The organism is Massilia sp. Soil_C_3, from assembly GCF_057657035.1.
This window is the reverse complement of sequence record NZ_JBDGJG010000016.1, coordinates 13,755-31,463: the sequence shown is the minus strand read 5'-3', so window position 1 is coordinate 31,463 and position 17,709 is coordinate 13,755. Positions and strand designations below refer to the sequence as shown.

Sequence of the window (17,709 nt, the reverse complement as noted above, 5' to 3'; positions counted from 1 at the left end):
TCCCTCGGCCAACTCATTTCGCTGCTAACTATGCATTCTTCGCACCAATCTCCGCTCGTGGCAACCGCGCTGAAATCGATCACCGCCGCCGTGGCCAGTGCAGTGTTCCTGACTTCCGCTGCCCATGCTGCCGGGTTGGGGAAATTGACGGTGCTGTCGGCGCTTGGCCAGCCGCTGCGCGCCGAGATCGAGCTGACGGCCGGCGCCGGTGAAGACCCGGCAAGCATGGCGGTCAAGCTGGCTTCGCCCGAAGCCTTCCGCGCCGCGAACATCGAATTCAACCCGGCCCTGCTGTCGCTGCGCTTCGCGGTCGACGAGCGGGCCGGACGCCAGGTGATCCGGGTCAGCTCGACCCAGCCGCTCAACGAGCCCTTCGTCGACATGCTGCTGGAGCTGACCTGGAATAACGGCCGCCTGGTGCGCGAATACACCTTCCTGCTCGACCCGGCCGAGCTGCGCACGACCCAGCCGGCCCAGGTGGCGGCGGCGCCGCAAACCCGCCAGGCCGCGCCGAGCGCTGCATCGCGCCCGGCTCCAGCGGCTGCCGCGCCGAATGAATCGCCGAGTGAAGCAAGGATTGCCGCCGCCCGTCGCGGCGCCGAACGCCAGGCGCGCGAAGCCCAGGCGCGAGAAGCGCAGGACAACTACCGCGTGCGTCGCGGCGATACGCTCAGCGGCATCGCGCTCGACGTCAAGCCGGCCGACATCTCGCTCGACATGATGCTGGTCGCGCTGTATCGCGCCAATCCCGACGCCTTCATCGGCAACAATATGAACCGCCTGAAGTCGGGCCAGATCCTGAGCATTCCGGATGCCGATTCGCTGCGCGGCGGCGCCAGCCAGGGCGAGGCGCGCGGCGTGGTCGTGGCCCATGCGGCCGACTTCGACGCCTACCGCAACAAGCTGGCCGGCCAGGTCGCCAGCAGCGCGCCGAGCGCCACGCCGCAGGGCGGCCAGAGCGCCAGCGGCCGCGTCACCGCCCGCGTCGAGCAGCAGCCGACCGCCGTCAGCCAAGCGCAGGACAAGCTGCAGCTGTCCAAGGCAACGCCCGGTGGGGCCGGCGCGCCGGCCGACGGCACCGCCAGTGTCGAGGACACGGTGGCCAAGGAGCGCGAACTGGCGCAGGCCGAGGCGCGCGTGAAGGAACTGGAACGCAACGTCAACGAACTCGAAAACCTGATGACGGTGCCGAGCCGCGCCGGCGCCGAGGCCGAGCAGGCAGCCGCCGCCGCCGCTGCCACGGCCGCGGCGGAGAAGCCGGTGGCCAAGCCCGCGCCGCGCCCGCGTCCTGCAAGGCCGGCCCCGCCGCCGGAGAAAAGCCTGGTCGACACCATCCTGGACAATATGCTCTACATCGGCGCCGGCGCGCTGGTGCTGCTGCTGGCGGCGCTCGGCATCTCCCAGCGCCGCAAGCGCAATGCGCAGGCGGTCAAGCCGGTGGCGGCCGAACCGTCGGTGCTGGGCGTGCCCGGCGCCAGCGCCCACTCGCTGTTCGCCGAGACCGGCGGCCAGAGCGTGGACACGAATAACAGCGTATTCAACTCCAGCTTCGCGCCATCGGCCAGCCAGCTCGACACCAACGAGGTCGATCCGGTCGCCGAAGCCGACGTCTACATCGCCTATGGCCGCGACGCCCAGGCCGAGGAAATCCTGAAGGAAGCGCTGCGCGTCCATCCGGAACGCCATCCGGTGCGCCTCAAGCTGCTCGAGATCTACGCCACCCGCAAGGACGTGCGCGCTTTCGAAGCCCAGGCGCGCGAGCTGCATGCCTTCACCGGCGGCCAGGGCGACGAATGGGCCCAGGCTGCCGCGCTGGGCCTGAGCCTGGACCCGGCCAATCCGCTGTATGCGAGCGCCGCCCCGGCGTCGACCCCGGCGCCATCGCCGCAGGAACGCAACCAGCAGGCGATCCTGTCGCAGCAATTCGAGGACGCCTTCCGTGGCGGCCCGTCGGTGGACGCGGGTGCGGCCGCCGGTGCTGCTGCTGGCGTTGCTGCCGGCGCTGCTGCCGGCGCCGCCGCGGTGGCCCTGGCCAAGGACGACGAGGACCGCACGGCCGCGCCGCAAGCCGAATCCGCGCCAGACGCCCGCAACGACGACAACACGCTCGACTTCGACCTCGGCGGCCTGACGTTCGAGCCGGTGACGAATACCGACACGGCGCCGCCTGCGGCCAGCCGTCCGGATCCGGATGCAACCGCCGTACCCGACCTCGAATTCGACATGGCGCCGTTCGCCCCACCAGGCAGCGCGCCGGTGGCCGGGCAGGGCGAGGGCACGCCGGACGCGAACGACCTCGATTTCGACATGGACTTCGACACCCCGGCGACCGCCCAGCCGGCGGCAGGCGCTGCCACGGTCGACGACGACGACGACTTCACGCTCGACCTGTCGCCGCAGGCGCAAGTGCAGGCGACCCCGGTCGACATGGCCGGCCTGGCCAAGGACTTCGAGGGCTTGCCGCCGCTGCCGGGCAGCACCCCACGCACGACCGTGGCGCAGGCCGATCCGCTGCACGATCTCGATACCATGGATTTTTCCGCGCCTACCACACCTGTGACGCCGTCGTTCGACGAGACGCCAGCGCGTCCCGCCCAGGCGAGCACCGCATCGGAAGATCCGCTGTTCGACCTGGACAGCATGGACTTCGGGACGCCGGACGAGCCGCGCGCCGCAGGCGGCGCCGAACCGAAGGATTTCGGTGCGCGCGTGGACGATCCGTTCGACGCCTTCGACTTGCCCGAGACCCCGGCTCCGGTGCCAGCGCCGCAGGAAGTCTCGGCGCGTGAGGCATTCGAGCTCAATGCGACGCCGGCCGGCGACAAGGCCGCGCCATCGTTCGACCTGGCCGACTTCGACCTCGACCTGCCGCCATCCGAGCCCGCCACCGCGCAGCCGCTGGATGCGGCCGGTGCAGCCGGTGCAGCCGGTGCAGCCGCCGAGGCGCCGGGCCAGATGTCGCCCGAGCACATGGAGATGGAGACCAAGCTCGATCTCGCCATCGCCTACCAGGAGATCGGCGACAAGGAAGGCGCGCGCGAGCTGCTGGACGAAGTCATCAAGGGCGGCAATAGCGAGCAGGTCGGCAAGGCCAGCGCGATGAGGGAACTACTGGCGTGACCCGTATCGCTTTGGGTGTCCAGTACATCGGCACCGGTTGGAACGGCTACCAGAAACAGCCGGAACGAAACACCGTCCAGGACCGTCTCGAAATCGCGCTGGAGAAGTTCGCCTGCGTTCCGCTCTCCACCACTTGCGCCGGCCGTACCGACGCCGGCGTGCACGCCATCGAGCAGGTCATCCATTTCGATACCGACCTGAATCGCCCGGTCCAGTCCTGGGTGCGCGGCGTGAATGCCTTCCTGCCCGAGTCGATCGTGGTGCGCTGGGCCGCCGCAGTCGACGGGCAAGAGGGGGAGCAGGAATTCCACGCCCGCTTCTCGGCCCGTTCGCGCACCTATCACTATGTGCTCTACAACCACCCGAATCCATCGGCGCTGCTGGCCAAGCGGGCAGGGTGGGTATTCCGCCCGCTCGACGTCGAGCGCATGCGCGAAGGCGCGCGCCACCTGATCGGCACCCACGATTTTTCGAGCTTCCGCGCCAGCAGCTGCCAGGCCAATACGCCGGTGAAGGAGATGCACGAGCTGAGCATCGCGCGCCATGGCGACATCATCGTGTTCACCCTGCGCGCCAGCGCCTTCCTGCACCATATGGTGCGCAATATCGTCGGCTCGCTGGTGTACATCGGCACCGGACGCAATGAGCCGGACTGGATGCGCGAGGTGCTCGAAGCCCGTTCGCGCGACGTCGCCGCGCCGACCTTCATGCCGGACGGCCTGTATTTCGCCAAGATCGAGTACGATCCGAAGTGGAAGCTGCCGCAGGAGGCCAGTGTGCCCCTGCCGTGGCTGTGATCGATTTCCAGGACTAGCCATGCGACGCACCCGTATCAAAATCTGCGGCATCACCCGCGAGCAAGACCTGCGCGCGGCGGTCGAGCAAGGCGCCGACGCGCTCGGCTTCGTGTTCTATCCGAAGAGCCCGCGCTACGTCACGCCGGCGCGCGCGGCCGAGCTGTGCGCGCTCCTGCCGCCGTTCGTGAGCGGCGTGGCGCTGTTCGTGAACCCGACGCCCGACGAGGTGCGCGAGGTGGCAGGCAGCATGCCGCTGGGGCTGATCCAGTTCCATGGCGACGAAACGGCAGAGCAGTGCGCCGCCATCGCGGCTGCCGTCCAGCGGCCTTTCGTGCGCGCCTACCGCATCAAGCCTGACACGCCGCCTGCGGCTTTGCTAGAATGTGAATCTGCATACCGCGCCGCCAGTCCGTGGTTCTCGGGCCTTTTGCTCGACACCTGGGTAGACGCTTACGGCGGCGCAGGAAAGGTCTTCGATTGGTCTCTAATTCCAAAAGAGCTCGCGCCTCGGGTCGTTTTGAGTGGTGGGTTGAGCGTACACAACGTCCTTGAGGCGACCGCACGTGTTCGTCCCTTCGCCGTCGACATCAGCAGTGGTGTCGAGGAAGCGAAGGGGATCAAGGACGCCCGCAAGATCGCCGCCTTCGTCGCGGCGGTGCGGGCAGCCGATGCCACCATCGATAGCGAGTCGCACCATGACCACGAAAGTTCTCACCCCTGACGGCCAGCCTGGTGCTGCGCCGTTGTTCAAGACCCCGGATTACGCCCTGCCCGACGCGGTCGGGCACTTCGGCCCCTATGGCGGCAGCTTCGTCGCCGAAACCCTGTCGCATGCGCTGGCCGAGCTGAACGAAGCCTATGCGAAGTATGCGCAGGATCCCGAATTTCTCGAGGAATTCCGCTACGAGCTGGCGCACTTCGTCGGCCGTCCGTCGCCGGTGTACCACGCGCGGCGCTGGTCCGAGATGGCCGGCGGCGCCCAGGTCTATTTCAAGCGCGAGGACCTGAACCACACCGGCGCGCACAAGATCAATAACGTGATCGGCCAGGCCCTGCTGGCGCGGCGCATGGGCAAGCAGCGCATCATCGCCGAAACCGGCGCCGGCCAGCACGGCGTGGCCACCGCCACCATCTGCGCGCGCTTCGGCCTGGAGTGCGTCGTGTACATGGGCGCCGAGGACGTCAAGCGCCAGGCGCAGAACGTGTACCGCATGAAGCTCCTGGGCGCGACCGTGGTGCCGGTGGAATCGGGCTCCAAGACCCTGAAGGACGCGCTCAACGAGGCGATGCGCGACTGGGTCACGAATATCGAAAACACCTTCTACATCATCGGCACGGTGGCCGGCCCGCACCCGTATCCGATGATGGTGCGCGACTTCCAGTCGGTGATCGGCGAGGAATGCCGCGTGCAGATGCCTGCCATGGCGGGGCGCCAGCCCGACTACGTGGTCGCCTGCATCGGCGGCGGCTCGAACGCGATGGGCATTTTTTACCCGTATATCGGCGAGCCGGGCGTGCAGCTGATCGGCGTCGAGGCGGCGGGCGAGGGACTCGACTCGGGCAAGCATGCAGCCTCGCTGACGGCCGGCCTGCCGGGTGTCCTGCACGGCAACCGCACGTATCTGCTGCAGGACGAGAACGGGCAGATCATCGAGACGCATTCGGTGTCGGCCGGCCTGGATTATCCGGGCGTCGGTCCGGAGCACGCCTGGCTGAAGGATTCGGCGCGCGCGCAATACGTGTCGATCACCGATGAAGAGGCGCTGCAGACCTTCCACGACTGCTGCCGCATCGAGGGGATCATCCCGGCGCTGGAATCGTCGCATGCGATCGCCTATGGCGTGAAGCTGGCAGCGACCCTGCCGAAGGACAAGATCATCCTGGTCAACCTGTCGGGCCGCGGCGACAAGGACATGCACACGGTGGCGCAGCGGATGGGGCTGGATTTCGGCTGAAATCCAGTTTCATCTGGCTCCAGCCGCACATCGGCTGGAGCGCCGCACCATCCGTGACTTTTAAAAAAGGAAAACAGCATGTCCCGCATCGAACCCACGTTTACCGCACTCAAGGCGCAGAACAAGACCGCCCTGGTGACCTTCATCACCGCCGGCGACCCCGGCCCCGAACTGACGGTCCCGCTGATGCACGCCCTGGTGGAGGGCGGCGCCGACGTCCTGGAACTGGGCGTACCGTTCTCGGATCCGATGGCCGAGGGCCCGGTGATCCAGCGCGCCTGCGAGCGCGCGCTCAAATTTAACATTGGCCTGAAGAACGTCTTCGCCTTCGTGCGTGAATTCCGCCAGACCAACGCCAGCACCCCTGTCGTGCTGATGGGCTACGCCAACCCGATCGAGCGCATCGGCCAGGGTGAATTCATCCGCTGCGCGAAAGAAGCGGGCGCCGACGGCGCCATCGTCGTCGACTATCCGCCGGAAGAATGCCAGGATTTTGCCAGCGCCATGCGCGACAACGGCCTTGACCTGATCTTCCTGCTGGCCCCGACCTCGACCACCGAACGGGTAAAGCAGGTAGCCCGGCATGGCGGCGGCTTCAGTTACTACGTCTCGCTGAAGGGCGTTACGGGTTCCGGCGCCATCGACACCGACGACGTGGCGCGCCGCGTGAGCGCGATCCGCGAACACGTAAAGCTGCCAATCGGCGTCGGCTTCGGGATCCGCGACGGCGCGACCGCCAGGGCGGTGGCGCAGGTGGCGGACGCAGTCGTGATCGGCAGCCGCATCATCCAGGAAATCGAAGCGCATCCGTCAAGCGAGGCCGTCGAAGCCGTCCGCAACTTCACCTCAAGCATCCGCACCGCCCTCGACGCACGCTAAGCCATTAATTAGGGTCAGAGTTGAATTATTGAGCAATTTCTTGACTCAATGTTGTCATTCAATTCGACACTGACCCTCTTTTAGCTTTCACAGCAGACATTACCCAACAATTAGGGTCAGAGTCGAATTGTTTGATAACTTTTCGCCGGCTTGGGTATGCAACCTTTCCTTATCCGCTATTAATTGCCATCGCGCAAATCCAGGTTTGCTCCTGCGCTATTCTTCGAGGAGTTGCCTCGGGTAAATTGTGTCTTCCATTTTCGATTTTGGGAGGATTCAGTGAAGATTCGCATCAAGCATGTCGGCGTTGCCCAGTGCGCCAAGATGATTGCCGGCATTTATTTCGTCATCTCGCTGCCCATCGTTGCGCTGGTTGTCATGGTGGCGATGGCTGCCGGGAAGGCCAGCATCGGCGTTGGCGGCCTGATCCTGCTTCCTTTCGTGTACGCGTTCTTCAGCTACCTCGGTGGGCTGTTGTGTGCGTGGATTTATAACCTCGTGGCCAATCGGGTTGGTGGCTTCGAATATACGACCGCCGAAATCACTTCCTGAGTTAGTAATCGGCACATTGTTATAGGAATATTGGCCAATAAATCTACTCTGACCCTAATTGTTGGGCTATTGATTGACGTCTAGAAGGGCGTGACTCTGTCCCTAATATGAGTGAAAGGAATTTGTATTAGAAAAAAATGGCGGGGGTCAGAGTTGATTTATTGGGCAACTCCGAAAGTTGTCAAACAATTCGACTCTGACCCTACCTTGCGGGTGGGCGGGTGGGGATGTCAAACAGGCAATTGGCAGCTTGCTACGATTCGACAAGCCGGGCCTGAGCGGATACACTACGCCACCTGAAAGATTTGCCGCAAAGGAGAGAATATGAGTTGGTTGGAAAAGTTGCTGCCCCCTCGGATCCAGCGCTCCGATGCCGCTAACCGCAAGACCATGCCGGAAGGCCTGTGGGTCAAGTGCCCGTCGTGCGAGTCGGTGCTGTATCGTGCGGACATCGAGTCCAATCTGCACGTGTGCCCGAAGTGCAGCCACCATATGCGCATCCGCGCCCGCGATCGCCTCGATGCGCTGCTCGATGAAGGCGGCCGCTACGATATCGGCCAGGAGACCTTGCCGGTCGATACGCTGAAGTTCAAGGACAGCAAGAAGTATCCGGATCGCCTGAAGTCGGCCATGGAAGCCACCGGCGAAACCGATGCGCTGATCGTGCAGGGCGGTTCCATCATGAGCCTGCCGGTGGTCGTCGCCGCCTTCGAATTCGAATTCATGGGCGGCTCGATGGGTTCCGTCGTTGGTGAGCGCTTCGTGCGCGGCGCGCAAATCGCGCTCGAGCAGAAGGTGCCGTTCATTTGCATCACCGCCACCGGCGGCGCCCGCATGCAGGAAGGCCTGCTGTCGCTGATGCAGATGGCCAAGACCACTGCCATGCTGACCAAGCTGTCCGAAAAGAAGCTGCCGTTCATTAGCGTGCTGACCGACCCGACCATGGGGGGCGTCTCGGCCTCGTTCGCCTTCATGGGCGACGTCGTCATCGCCGAACCGAAGGCCCTGATCGGCTTCGCCGGCCCGCGCGTGATCGAGAACACCGTGCGTGAGAAATTGCCAGAAGGTTTCCAGCGCGCCGAGTTCCTGGTCACCAAGGGCGCCGTCGACATGATCGTCGACCGCCGCAAGATGCGCGAAGAAATCGCGCGCCTGCTGGCCCTGCTGCAAAACCAGGCGACCGAAGTCCTGGCTTAAGTCGACACGAAGGGCGGCCGGCGCGGGCAAGCGAACATCTTGCCTCGCCGGTCGCCTTTTTCATGTCCGCATCGCACCGAAACACTACCGTACCCACCATGTCCCCACTTCCCACCACCTTGCCCGATTGGCTGGCCCTGCTCGAGTCGCGCCATGCCGAAACCCATATCGACATGGGCCTGGACCGCGTCCGCGCCGTCAAGGAGCGCATGGGGCTGGCCTTCGATTGCCCGGTGATGATGGTCGCCGGCACCAATGGCAAGGGTTCCACGTGCGCGATGCTCGAATCGGTGCTGCTGCAGTCCGGCTACCGCGTCGGCCTCTACATCAAGCCGCACTTCCTCGACTTCAACGAGCGCGCCCGCATCAATGGCGAGATGGCGTCCGATGAAGCGCTCGTGGGCGCCTTCAACGAAGTCGAAGCCGCCCGCGCCGCGACCGACCTGACGTATTTCGAATTCACCACCCTGGCCATCGCCCATCTGATCGCCAAGAGCGGCGTCGACGTCGCCATCCTCGAAGTCGGCCTGGGCGGACGCCTGGATGCGGTCAACGTCATCGACGCCGACGTGTCCATGGTCACCAGCATCGACATCGACCATACGTCTTACCTGGGCGATACGCGGGAAAAAATCGGCTTCGAGAAGGCCGGCATCTTCCGTCCGGGCAAGCCGGCGATCTGCAGCGACCCGGTGCCGCCGCAATCGCTGATCGACCACGCGGAACAGATCGGCGCCGACCTGTGGTTGCTCGGCCGCGACTTCAACTACCAGGGCGACCAGCAGCAGTGGAGCTATGGCGGCCGCAGCCAGCGCCGCAACTCGCTGGCCTATCCGGCCCTGCGCGGCGCCAACCAGCTGCTCAACGCCTCGGCCGCGCTGGCCGCGCTCGAGGCGCTGCGCATGCAGCTGCCGTGCGGCGCCCAGGAAACCCGCGCCGGCCTGGCCATGGTCGAACTGCCGGGCCGTTTCCAGGTGCTGCCGGGCCGTCCGACCCAGGTGCTGGACGTCGCCCACAATCCCCATGCCTCCGCCACCCTGGCCCAGAACCTGGGCAATATGGGTTTCCACCGTTTCACCTATGCCGTGTTCGGCATCATGGAAGACAAGGACATCGACGCCGTCATCGCGCCGATGGCCGGTTTGGTCGATCACTGGTGCGTGACGAAGCTCGATTCGCCGCGCTCGGCACAGCCCGATGCGCTGGCCGACAAGCTGCGCGAATTGCGGCCGGCCGGCGCCAAGGATGACGATTTTTCTGTGACTAATTTCGCATCGCCAGCCGAGGCTTATGCGAATGCGCTGAGCCGGGCAGGGGAGAATGATAGAATTGTGGTCTTTGGCTCTTTCTACACGGTTGCAGGCGTCATGGCGGCCCGTAAATCGAGTCTTCACTGACTTTCTTCACGCTATTACCTGAACCACATGGGCTTGTTCTCGTTCGGCAATAAAAACAAGCAAGAAACTGTCCAGGACAGTGGGCACTTCGTCAAGGACGACGATTCCGCCTATACCGAGCGCGCCCGTTCCAAGCGCGCAAGCTCCGCAGGCGAGGCGGGCCGCCGCAGCAGCCGTGGCGACCCGATCCTGCCCGAGAAGAAGCGCGCCCGCCGCCGCCTGGTCGGCGCCATCGCGCTGGTCCTGGCGGCCGTCGTCGCGCTGCCGATGCTGCTCGATTCCGAACCCAAGCCGCTCGCCACCGACATCGCCATCCACATCCCGGACAAGGACAAGGCAGCCCCGCTGCCCGTGCCGTCCGAGCAGGTGGCACCAATGGCCAGCGTCGACAGCGACGAAGAGATCGTCGAGCCAGACTCCGCGCCACCGGCCGCCGGTCCCACGGCCTCGGCCCCTGCGGCCAGTGCCCGAGCAAGTAGCGCACCCGTGACGGCCCCTGTAGCCGGCGATCCGCCGCCGATGCGCATGCTGGAACCGGCCGAGCCGCCGAAACCGGAGCCGAAGCCCGAACCAGTCAAGCCCAAGCCAGAACCGAAGCCCGAAGCCAAGCCGGAACCCAAACGGGAGCCGACGCCCGAGAAGAAACCCGAGCCAGCGAAGAAACCGGCCGAGACGCATCCGAAGGCCGAGCAGGTCGCCAAGCCCGCGCCAAAGGACGACGCCGCGCGCGCCATTGCCATCCTCGAAGGCAAGCCGGCCGAGCCGCAAAAGCCGCAAGGCCCGGCGCCGCGCTTCGTGGTGCAGGTCGCCGCCCTGGGCAGCCAGGAAAAGGTCACGGAATTGCAGGACCGCCTGCGCGGCGCCGGCATCGCATCGTTCACCCAGAAGTCTGGCGAACTGATCCGTGTGCGGATCGGTCCGTTCAGCAAGGAAGAAGCCGAGAAAACGCGCGCCAAGCTGGGCGGCATCGGCCTGTCCGGCACCATGGTGCCGCTCTGACCTTGTCCTAAAAGCGTGACGATTTTCGATTACTTGGTGCTGTTCGTGCTGATCGCCTCCGTTGTCATCAGCACCTTGCGCGGCCTGGTCAAGGAAATCCTGTCGCTGGTGGGCTGGATCGTCGCCTTCGTGGTGGCCAATGCCTATGGCGCCGGGCTCGCGCCCTTGCTGCCGGAAGTAATTCCCGGCGACACGGCGCGCTTGATCGTGGCCTTCATCGCGCTGTTCCTTGGCGTGCGTATCCTGATGGGCCTGCTATCGCTGGCGATCGGGGCCCTGGTGGAAGCCACCGGCCTCTCGCTTGCGGACCGCGGCCTTGGCGGCTTGTTTGGATTGGCGCGCGGCATTGTAATCGTGCTGGCCGGCGTCATATTGTGTGGGATGACGGACATCCCTAAGCAGGCATTCTGGCAAGAGGCCCTGTTGTCGCCGATCGCCGAGACCGGCGCCCGTACCGTCAAGCCCTTCCTGCCCGCTGCCATGGCGCAGCACGTGAATTTTTGACCAGCATTCCTCAGTCGTAGAACTTTTTCTGTAATCAAGCACTCAAGCTTTTAGGAGCACACCATGTGTGGCATCGTCGGCGTCGTCTCTCACTCTCCCGTCAACCAGTTGCTGTATGACGCATTGCTGCTGCTGCAGCACCGCGGCCAGGACGCGGCGGGTATCGCGACCAATCACAGCAGCATGTTCTCGATGTTCAAGGCCAATGGCCTGGTCCGGGACGTGTTCCGCACCCGTAATATGCGTTCGCTGCAGGGCAATACCGGTATCGGCCACTGCCGCTACCCGACCGCCGGTTCGTCGAGCGAAGAAGAGGCGCAGCCGTTCTACGTCAACGCACCGTTCGGCATCACGCTGGCCCACAACGGCAACCTGACCAACCAGGCAGTGCTGAAGGACGAGCTGTTCCGCAACGACCGCCGCCACATCAACACCGATTCCGACTCCGAAGTGTTGCTCAACGTGCTGGCGCACGAAATCCAGGAAGCGGCCGACGGCTACTCGCTCGACGCCGACGCCGTGTTCAAGGCGGTCGCCGCCGTGCACCGCCGCGTGCGCGGCGCCTACGCCGTGGTGGCGCAGATCGCCGGCCACGGCCTGCTGGCCTTCCGTGACCCGTTCGGCATCCGTCCACTGTGCCTGGGCATCAATGAGACCGAGCAGGGCAATGAATACCTGGTGGCCAGCGAATCGGTCGCCCTGGAAGGCCTGGGCTTTCGCTTCGTGCGCGACATCGCGCCGGGTGAGGCGGTCTTCATCGACGAAAACAACCAGCTGCACGAGCGCCAGTGCGCCGAAAATCCATCGCTCAACCCGTGCGCCTTCGAATTCGTCTACCTGGCGCGTCCCGATTCCGTGATTGACGGCGCCTCGGTGTATGCCACGCGCCTGCGCATGGGTGAATACCTGGCCGACAAGGTCAGCCGCGAAATCCCGGTCGACGAGATCGACGTGGTGATGCCGATCCCCGATTCCTCGCGTCCGGCCGCGATCCAGCTGGCCTTGAAACTGGGCGTCGAATACCGCGAAGGCTTCATCAAGAACCGCTACATCGGCCGCACCTTCATCATGCCGGGCCAGGGCATGCGCAAGAAATCGGTGCGCCAGAAACTGAACGCGATCAGCTCCGAGTTCAAGGACAAGAACGTGCTGCTGGTCGACGATTCGATCGTGCGCGGCACCACCAGCCGCGAAATCGTGCAGATGGCGCGCGAAGCCGGCGCCCGCAAGGTGTTCTTCGCTTCGGCCGCGCCACCGGTGCTGTACCCGAACGTGTACGGCATCGACATGCCCACCCGCGACGAACTGATCGCCCACGGCCGCACGACGGAAGAAGTGTGCCGCGAGATCACGGCCGACCGCGTGGTGTACCAGGACGTCGACGCATTGAAGCGTGCGATCTCGGACGTCAATCCCGAGCTCAAGAACTTCGAGGCCTCGTGCTTCGACGGCGTCTACGTCACCGGCGACGTGACCCCGGAGTATCTGGATCGCCAGGAATCGGCGCGCCACGCCCCGTCGAGCAAGGACGGCAACGAGGACAAGGTGCGAACCCAGCTCAACCTGAACCCGCCGGTGGCCGCCGAGTAAGCCATGTCGGATAACAAGCGCTACGGCTTCACCACCACCATCCTGCACAACGATCGCCGCAAGACGATCGAGCAGGGTTCGCTGCACAAGCCGGTGCACACCTCGGTCGCCTTCGGCTATGCCGACGCGCGCCAGTTGGCGTCGGTGTTCCAGGGCAAGGAGCCGGGCTTTCGCTACGGCCGCCAGGGCAACCCGACGGTGTCGGCCCTGGAAGACAAGATCAGCAAGATGGAAGACGGCGTCGCCACCCTGTGCTTCGGCACCGGCATGGCGGCGATCGGCGCGCTGTTCCAGGCATTGTTGAAAGCCGGCGACCACATCGTGTCGTCGAGCTTCCTGTTCGGGAACACCAACAGCCTGTGGCAGACGGTGGCGGGGCAGGGCGTCGATGTAGGTTTCGTCGACGCTACCGACGTGGCCCAGGTCGAAGCGGCCTTGCAGCCGAACACCCGCCTGGTATTCGTCGAGACCATCGCCAATCCGCGCACGCAGGTGGCGGACCTGGCCCGTATCGGCGAACTGTGCCGTGCGCGCGGCATCCTGTACGTGGTCGACAACACGATGACCACGCCCTGGCTGTTCCGTCCGAAAGACGTGCATGCCGGGCTGGTGGTCAATTCGCTGACCAAGTCGATCGGCGGTCACGGCATCGCACTGGGCGGCGCGCTGACCGACACGGGCCTCTTCGACTGGGCCGCGTATCCGAACATCGCCCAGAACTTCAGAAAGCAGGCGCCAGGTGCGCAAGGCATGGCCCAGCTGCGGGCCAAGGCGCTGCGCGACTTCGGCGCCGCGCTGGGGCCGGAAGCGGCGCACCACATCGCGGTCGGCGCCGAGACGCTGGCCCTGCGCATGGAGCGCACCTGCGCCAATGCACTGGCGCTGGCGACGATGCTCGAGGCCGACGAGCGCGTCGCTGCCGTGCATTACCCGGGCCTGGCTTCGCACCCGCAGCACGCGATCGTCGATGCGCTGTTCCGCTCCGGCGGCTCGCTGTTGAGCTTCGAGCTGAAAGAAGACATCGACCCGTTCGACTACCTGAATCGCCTTAAACTGGCGATCCCGGCCTCGAACCTGGGCGACAACCGGACGCTCGTGATTCCGGTGGCGCACACGATCTTCTTCGAGATGGGCCCCGAGCGGCGCGCCAGCATGGGCATTGCGGAAGGCTTGATCCGGGTGTCGGTGGGCATCGAGGACACCGATGACCTGGTCGGCGACTTCCGCCAGGCGCTGGATGCGTAAAGCGGAGTAAAACTGTCCTGACAGGGCCGGCAATTGCCGGCCCTGTCATTTTTGCGGTTGAGCCCAGCCGTAAAACACGGCTATCATGGACTTTTACCAGCCCAGCCTTACGGTATGCCCATGAAACGATTCCTGTCCTGCCTGTCCCTCGCGGCGTTGTTCGCAACCGGTGGCGTCGCCTTCGCCGGCGAACTCGAGGATGCCAATGCCCTGTTCGAGAAAAAAGACTTTGCGGGTGCGCTCAAGCTGTACACCAAGCTGGCCAATGCCGGCAACCCACAAGCCCAGCAGCAGCTGGGCCAGATGTACTGGTATGGCGAGGCCGGCGCGGTCGACGAGGCCAAGGCAAAGGAATTGTTTGAAAAGTCGGCCGCCAAGGGCAACAAGGTCGCCGCCGATTCGCTCGTGATCATGCAGCAGCGCGTCGAACGCCGCGCCGAGATCGATTACTGGATCAAGGGCTACGATGGCGCCGAGTTGCAGGCCGGCGAGTACCGCTGCCCGTCGCCGCGCATCCCGCCGGTGTCGAAGGTGAATGACGAGATCGAGCGCGTGAACAAGGCGGTGACCGGCTGGCAGGATTGCTACAACAAGATGGTGACCAACCTGAACACGCAATCGCCGCTGACCAAGCGCATCCCGCCCGATATCGCCAAGCTGATGAACAAGCAGGAAACCGAAGCATCGACCGCCTACCTGGAACAGGTGCGCCAGAACATCGCCGAGGGAGCGAAAGTCAATTCGAAGATGGTATTGGCCGATTTCGCCGCATGGCGCAGCGCGACCGAAGCGTTTGTCGACCAGCACAATGCGGTGGTCAACAAGGCCAAGCAGTAAAGACTGCCTATAAACGTCGTTCCCGCGAAGGCGGGAACCCAAGCCCTCAGCACCGTCACGATCGCTTATTGTGGCGGCGACTCATGCAAACTGGGGTTTCCGCCTTCGCGGGAACGACGGATCGACGGCTGAATCAGTTCCAGCTACGCATCAACCCCACCGCCAGCCCCTCGAGCGCGAACTCTTCGTCGGGCGTGACTTCGATGATCTTGAAGTCGGGGTTCTCGGGCAGCAGTTCGACCAGGTCGCCCGTCTTGCGGTAGCGTTTGACGGTGACTTCTTCGCCCAGGCGGGCGACGACGATCTGGCCGTTCTTGGCGCTGTCGATCTTCTTGACCGCCAAGAAGTCGCCATCCATGATGCCGGCGTCGCGCATCGACCAGCCTTTTACCTTGAGCAAAAAGTCGGGCCGCGCCGCGAACATGGCGGTGTCGACGTTATAGGTGGCTTCGACGTGTTCTTGCGCCAGGATCGGATTGCCCGCAGCAACGCGGCCGACCAGCGGCAGCGACATCAGGGAAGGCGGCGGCATCGGAATTTGCTCGACGCTGGCGCCGACCAGGCGGATGCCGCGCGAGGTGCCCGGCGAAATCTCGATCGCGCCCTTGCGCGCCAGGGCTTGCAGGTGTTCTTCGGCCGCATTGGCCGAGCGGAAGCCCAGTTCGGCCGCGATTTCGGCCCGGGTCGGAGGGAAACCCGTGTTCTCGATCGCTTCCTTGATCAGGTTAAGGATCTGTTCTTGCCTTGCAGTGAGCTTGAGCATAAATATCTTGCGAAACGGGTTAGTAGAGATAGACTGTATTTTTGTACAGTATTCTGCTATACGCAAGGGATATACACGAAAAAGCGCAAAAAAAGCGCGCGCAACACAAAAAATACGCTTCGTGCAAGGGTAATTGTCGAGTGACAGTGGCGCCAGGATCAGGCGCTTGACAGCCAGGTTCCCATTTTGCCCATTTCACGCTATACTAGCTGGCTGTTCCCTTCCCACACTCGTCTTGACGCCGAGGTGGGCATTTATGTAAAACGTCCTCAAGGAGTAATGCATGCGTCATTATGAAATCGTTTTTATCGTCCACCCGGACCAGAGCGAGCAAGTCCCGGCGATGATCGAGCGTTACAAGACCACGGTGACCAGCCGCGGCGGTAACATCCATCGCGTCGAAGACTGGGGCCGCCGTCAAATGGCTTACCAGATCCAGAAGCTGCCAAAAGCACACTACATCTGCCTGAACATCGAATGCGACAACGAGACCCTGGTCGAGCTGGAAACCGCATTCAAGTTCAATGATGCCGTTCTGCGTCATCTGACCGTCAAGATGAAGAAAGCAGAAACCGCACCGTCGCCGATGATGAAATCGGTGCAGCGCGAAGACGCAGCCAAGAGCCACCGTGCAGAAGCCGCTGCTCCTGCAGCTGCTGCTCCAGCCGCTGCCGCTGCCTAAGATTTTTTCCAGGAATTCGTAACAAGCAAGTAGTAGAAGAACCGGGTGAATCAGTTCCAGCTCGTGGCGACCATCGCCGAGCGTGATGTCCTGCGCTACACCCCGGCCGGCGTGCCGATCGTTTCAGCCGTCCTGATGCACAGTTCGCATCAGCGAGAGGCGGGGGTCGATCGCCTGGTCGAGTTCGAAGTCCCCGCGTTCGCCGCGGGCGAGATTTCGGGCAGGTTCGGCAGCGCCGAGCTCGGCGCCAGCTACCGCTTCAATGGATTCCTTGCACGAAAAAATCGCAACAGCAAAGCCCTGGTGTTTCACATCATTGATTTCAGTGCCGCTTAACCGGCAATTTAGATATACAGGAGCCTCAAATGGCATTCGGTAAAAAGTTCGACAAAAACAAAGCTAAAGAAAAACTCAAGCGCAAACAGCAGAACCCGCTGTTCAAGCGCAAGAAATTCTGCCGCTTCACCGCCGCTGGTGTTGAGCAGGTTGACTACAAAGACGTCGACACCCTGAAGGACTTCGTCCAGGAAAACGGCAAGATCATGCCAGCACGTCTGACCGGCACCAAGGCGCACTACCAGCGTCAGGTCGACACCGCCATCAAGCGCGCCCGCTACCTGGCGCTGCTGCCGTACACCGACCTGCACCACGGTTAATCGGTTACGTCAGCTATCCTGGAGATAAAACATGCAAATCATTCTGTTGGAAAAAGTTCTCAACGTCGGCAACCTGGGCGACGTCGTCAAAGTCAAGGACGGTTACGCACGTAACTTCCTGATCCCACAAAAGATGGCCCGCCGCGCTACCGCCGGCGCCGTCGCCGAGTTCGAAGCCAAGCGCGCCGAACTGGAAAAAGCAGCCGCCGAGAAACTGGCAGCCGCCCAAGCCCAAGGCGACAAGCTGAGCGGCCTGACCGTCACCATCGGCCAGAAGGCCGGCGTCGACGGCCGTCTGTTCGGTTCGGTCACCAACGCTGACATCGCTGAAGCGCTGACCAAGCAAGGCTTCCCGGTCGAAAAAGCTGCCGTTCGCCTGCCGACCGGCCCGCTGAAGACCACCGGCGAATTCCCGATTGCAGTCGCACTGCACACCGACGTCGTGTCGGAAATCACCATCGCTGTCGTGGGCGAAGCTGCCTAAGCGAATGCTGAACTGAAGTAAAAGCAGTACACAAAAAAGCCGGGTTCTCCCG

Annotated in this window: 18 protein-coding genes; 17 read left to right on the top strand and 1 reads right to left on the bottom strand. The window is 63.8% G+C overall.

Features of this window, described 5'->3' with window-relative positions; genetic code table 11:
• Positions 1-57 precede the first annotated feature (57 nt).
• From AC3A6F_RS25020 to AC3A6F_RS24960, 13 genes are all read left to right on the top strand, one after another.
• Complete coding sequence (locus AC3A6F_RS25020) at positions 58-3,120, top strand: motility hub landmark protein FimV (RefSeq protein ID WP_487686453.1); 3,063 nt, start codon at positions 58-60, stop codon at positions 3,118-3,120.
• The gene (gene truA, locus AC3A6F_RS25015; protein ID WP_487686451.1) at positions 3,117-3,917 is read left to right on the top strand and encodes a tRNA pseudouridine(38-40) synthase TruA; all 801 of its coding nucleotides are present in this window, start codon (positions 3,117-3,119) and stop codon (positions 3,915-3,917) included. Before AC3A6F_RS25020 ends, truA begins: the two co-directional genes overlap by 4 nt.
• Before the next feature lie 19 nt (positions 3,918-3,936).
• A complete protein-coding gene (locus AC3A6F_RS25010) occupies positions 3,937-4,638 on the top strand; it encodes a phosphoribosylanthranilate isomerase (RefSeq protein WP_487686449.1) in 702 nt (233 codons plus the stop codon).
• Positions 4,613-5,872: a tryptophan synthase subunit beta gene (gene trpB, locus AC3A6F_RS25005; protein ID WP_487686448.1), complete on the top strand. Its 1,260-nt coding sequence runs from the start codon at positions 4,613-4,615 to the stop codon at positions 5,870-5,872. The genes AC3A6F_RS25010 and trpB overlap by 26 nt, the downstream gene beginning before the upstream one ends.
• A 78-nt stretch (positions 5,873-5,950) precedes the next feature.
• Complete coding sequence (gene trpA, locus AC3A6F_RS25000; protein WP_487686446.1) at positions 5,951-6,751, top strand: tryptophan synthase subunit alpha; 801 nt, start codon at positions 5,951-5,953, stop codon at positions 6,749-6,751.
• Positions 6,752-7,030: 279 nt separating this feature from the next.
• Positions 7,031-7,303 carry a hypothetical protein gene (locus tag AC3A6F_RS24995; RefSeq protein ID WP_487686444.1) on the top strand — a complete coding sequence of 91 codons (273 nt, stop codon included), beginning with the start codon at positions 7,031-7,033 and terminating at the stop codon, positions 7,301-7,303.
• Positions 7,304-7,627: 324 nt separating this feature from the next.
• Positions 7,628-8,500, top strand: coding sequence for an acetyl-CoA carboxylase, carboxyltransferase subunit beta (gene accD, locus AC3A6F_RS24990; protein ID WP_320472700.1), 873 nt, complete (start codon positions 7,628-7,630; stop codon positions 8,498-8,500).
• Positions 8,501-8,598: 98 nt separating this feature from the next.
• Entirely contained in the window at positions 8,599-9,897 is a 1,299-nt protein-coding gene (gene folC / locus AC3A6F_RS24985) for a bifunctional tetrahydrofolate synthase/dihydrofolate synthase (RefSeq protein WP_487686442.1), read from the top strand.
• A 27-nt stretch (positions 9,898-9,924) separates the two neighbouring features.
• A complete protein-coding gene (locus AC3A6F_RS24980) occupies positions 9,925-10,896 on the top strand; it encodes an SPOR domain-containing protein (RefSeq protein WP_487686440.1) in 972 nt (323 codons plus the stop codon).
• A gap of 15 nt (positions 10,897-10,911) precedes the next feature.
• The gene (locus tag AC3A6F_RS24975; protein ID WP_487686438.1) at positions 10,912-11,400 is read left to right on the top strand and encodes a CvpA family protein; all 489 of its coding nucleotides are present in this window, start codon (positions 10,912-10,914) and stop codon (positions 11,398-11,400) included.
• 63 nt (positions 11,401-11,463) lie between these two features.
• Positions 11,464-12,990, top strand: coding sequence for an amidophosphoribosyltransferase (gene purF, locus AC3A6F_RS24970; RefSeq protein WP_487686436.1), 1,527 nt, complete (start codon positions 11,464-11,466; stop codon positions 12,988-12,990).
• Between the two features lie 3 nt (positions 12,991-12,993).
• Positions 12,994-14,235: a cystathionine gamma-synthase family protein gene (locus AC3A6F_RS24965; RefSeq protein WP_487686434.1), complete on the top strand. Its 1,242-nt coding sequence runs from the start codon at positions 12,994-12,996 to the stop codon at positions 14,233-14,235.
• A gap of 120 nt (positions 14,236-14,355) precedes the next feature.
• Entirely contained in the window at positions 14,356-15,072 is a 717-nt protein-coding gene (locus AC3A6F_RS24960; RefSeq protein WP_487686432.1) for a tetratricopeptide repeat protein, read from the top strand.
• Positions 15,073-15,205: 133 nt separating this feature from the next.
• Here AC3A6F_RS24960 and lexA read toward each other — a convergent pair whose 3' ends face one another.
• On the bottom strand, positions 15,206-15,835 hold the full coding sequence (gene lexA / locus AC3A6F_RS24955; protein ID WP_320472694.1) for a transcriptional repressor LexA: 630 nt from the start codon (positions 15,833-15,835) through the stop codon (positions 15,206-15,208).
• Between the two features lie 283 nt (positions 15,836-16,118).
• Here lexA and rpsF point away from each other — a divergent pair, with 283 nt between their 5' ends.
• Genes rpsF through rplI form a run of 4 tightly spaced genes read left to right on the top strand, consistent with a single transcriptional unit; the run spans position 16,119 to position 17,657 of the window.
• Positions 16,119-16,517, top strand: coding sequence for a 30S ribosomal protein S6 (gene rpsF / locus AC3A6F_RS24950; RefSeq protein ID WP_123070735.1), 399 nt, complete (start codon positions 16,119-16,121; stop codon positions 16,515-16,517).
• 45 nt (positions 16,518-16,562) lie between these two features.
• Positions 16,563-16,853, top strand: coding sequence for a primosomal replication protein N (priB, locus tag AC3A6F_RS24945; protein ID WP_487686429.1), 291 nt, complete (start codon positions 16,563-16,565; stop codon positions 16,851-16,853).
• 29 nt (positions 16,854-16,882) lie between these two features.
• Positions 16,883-17,173: a 30S ribosomal protein S18 gene (gene rpsR / locus AC3A6F_RS24940; RefSeq protein ID WP_005666071.1), complete on the top strand. Its 291-nt coding sequence runs from the start codon at positions 16,883-16,885 to the stop codon at positions 17,171-17,173.
• 31 nt (positions 17,174-17,204) lie between these two features.
• A complete protein-coding gene (gene rplI, locus AC3A6F_RS24935) occupies positions 17,205-17,657 on the top strand; it encodes a 50S ribosomal protein L9 (protein WP_487686427.1) in 453 nt (150 codons plus the stop codon).
• The last annotated feature ends 52 nt before the right edge of the window (positions 17,658-17,709 follow it).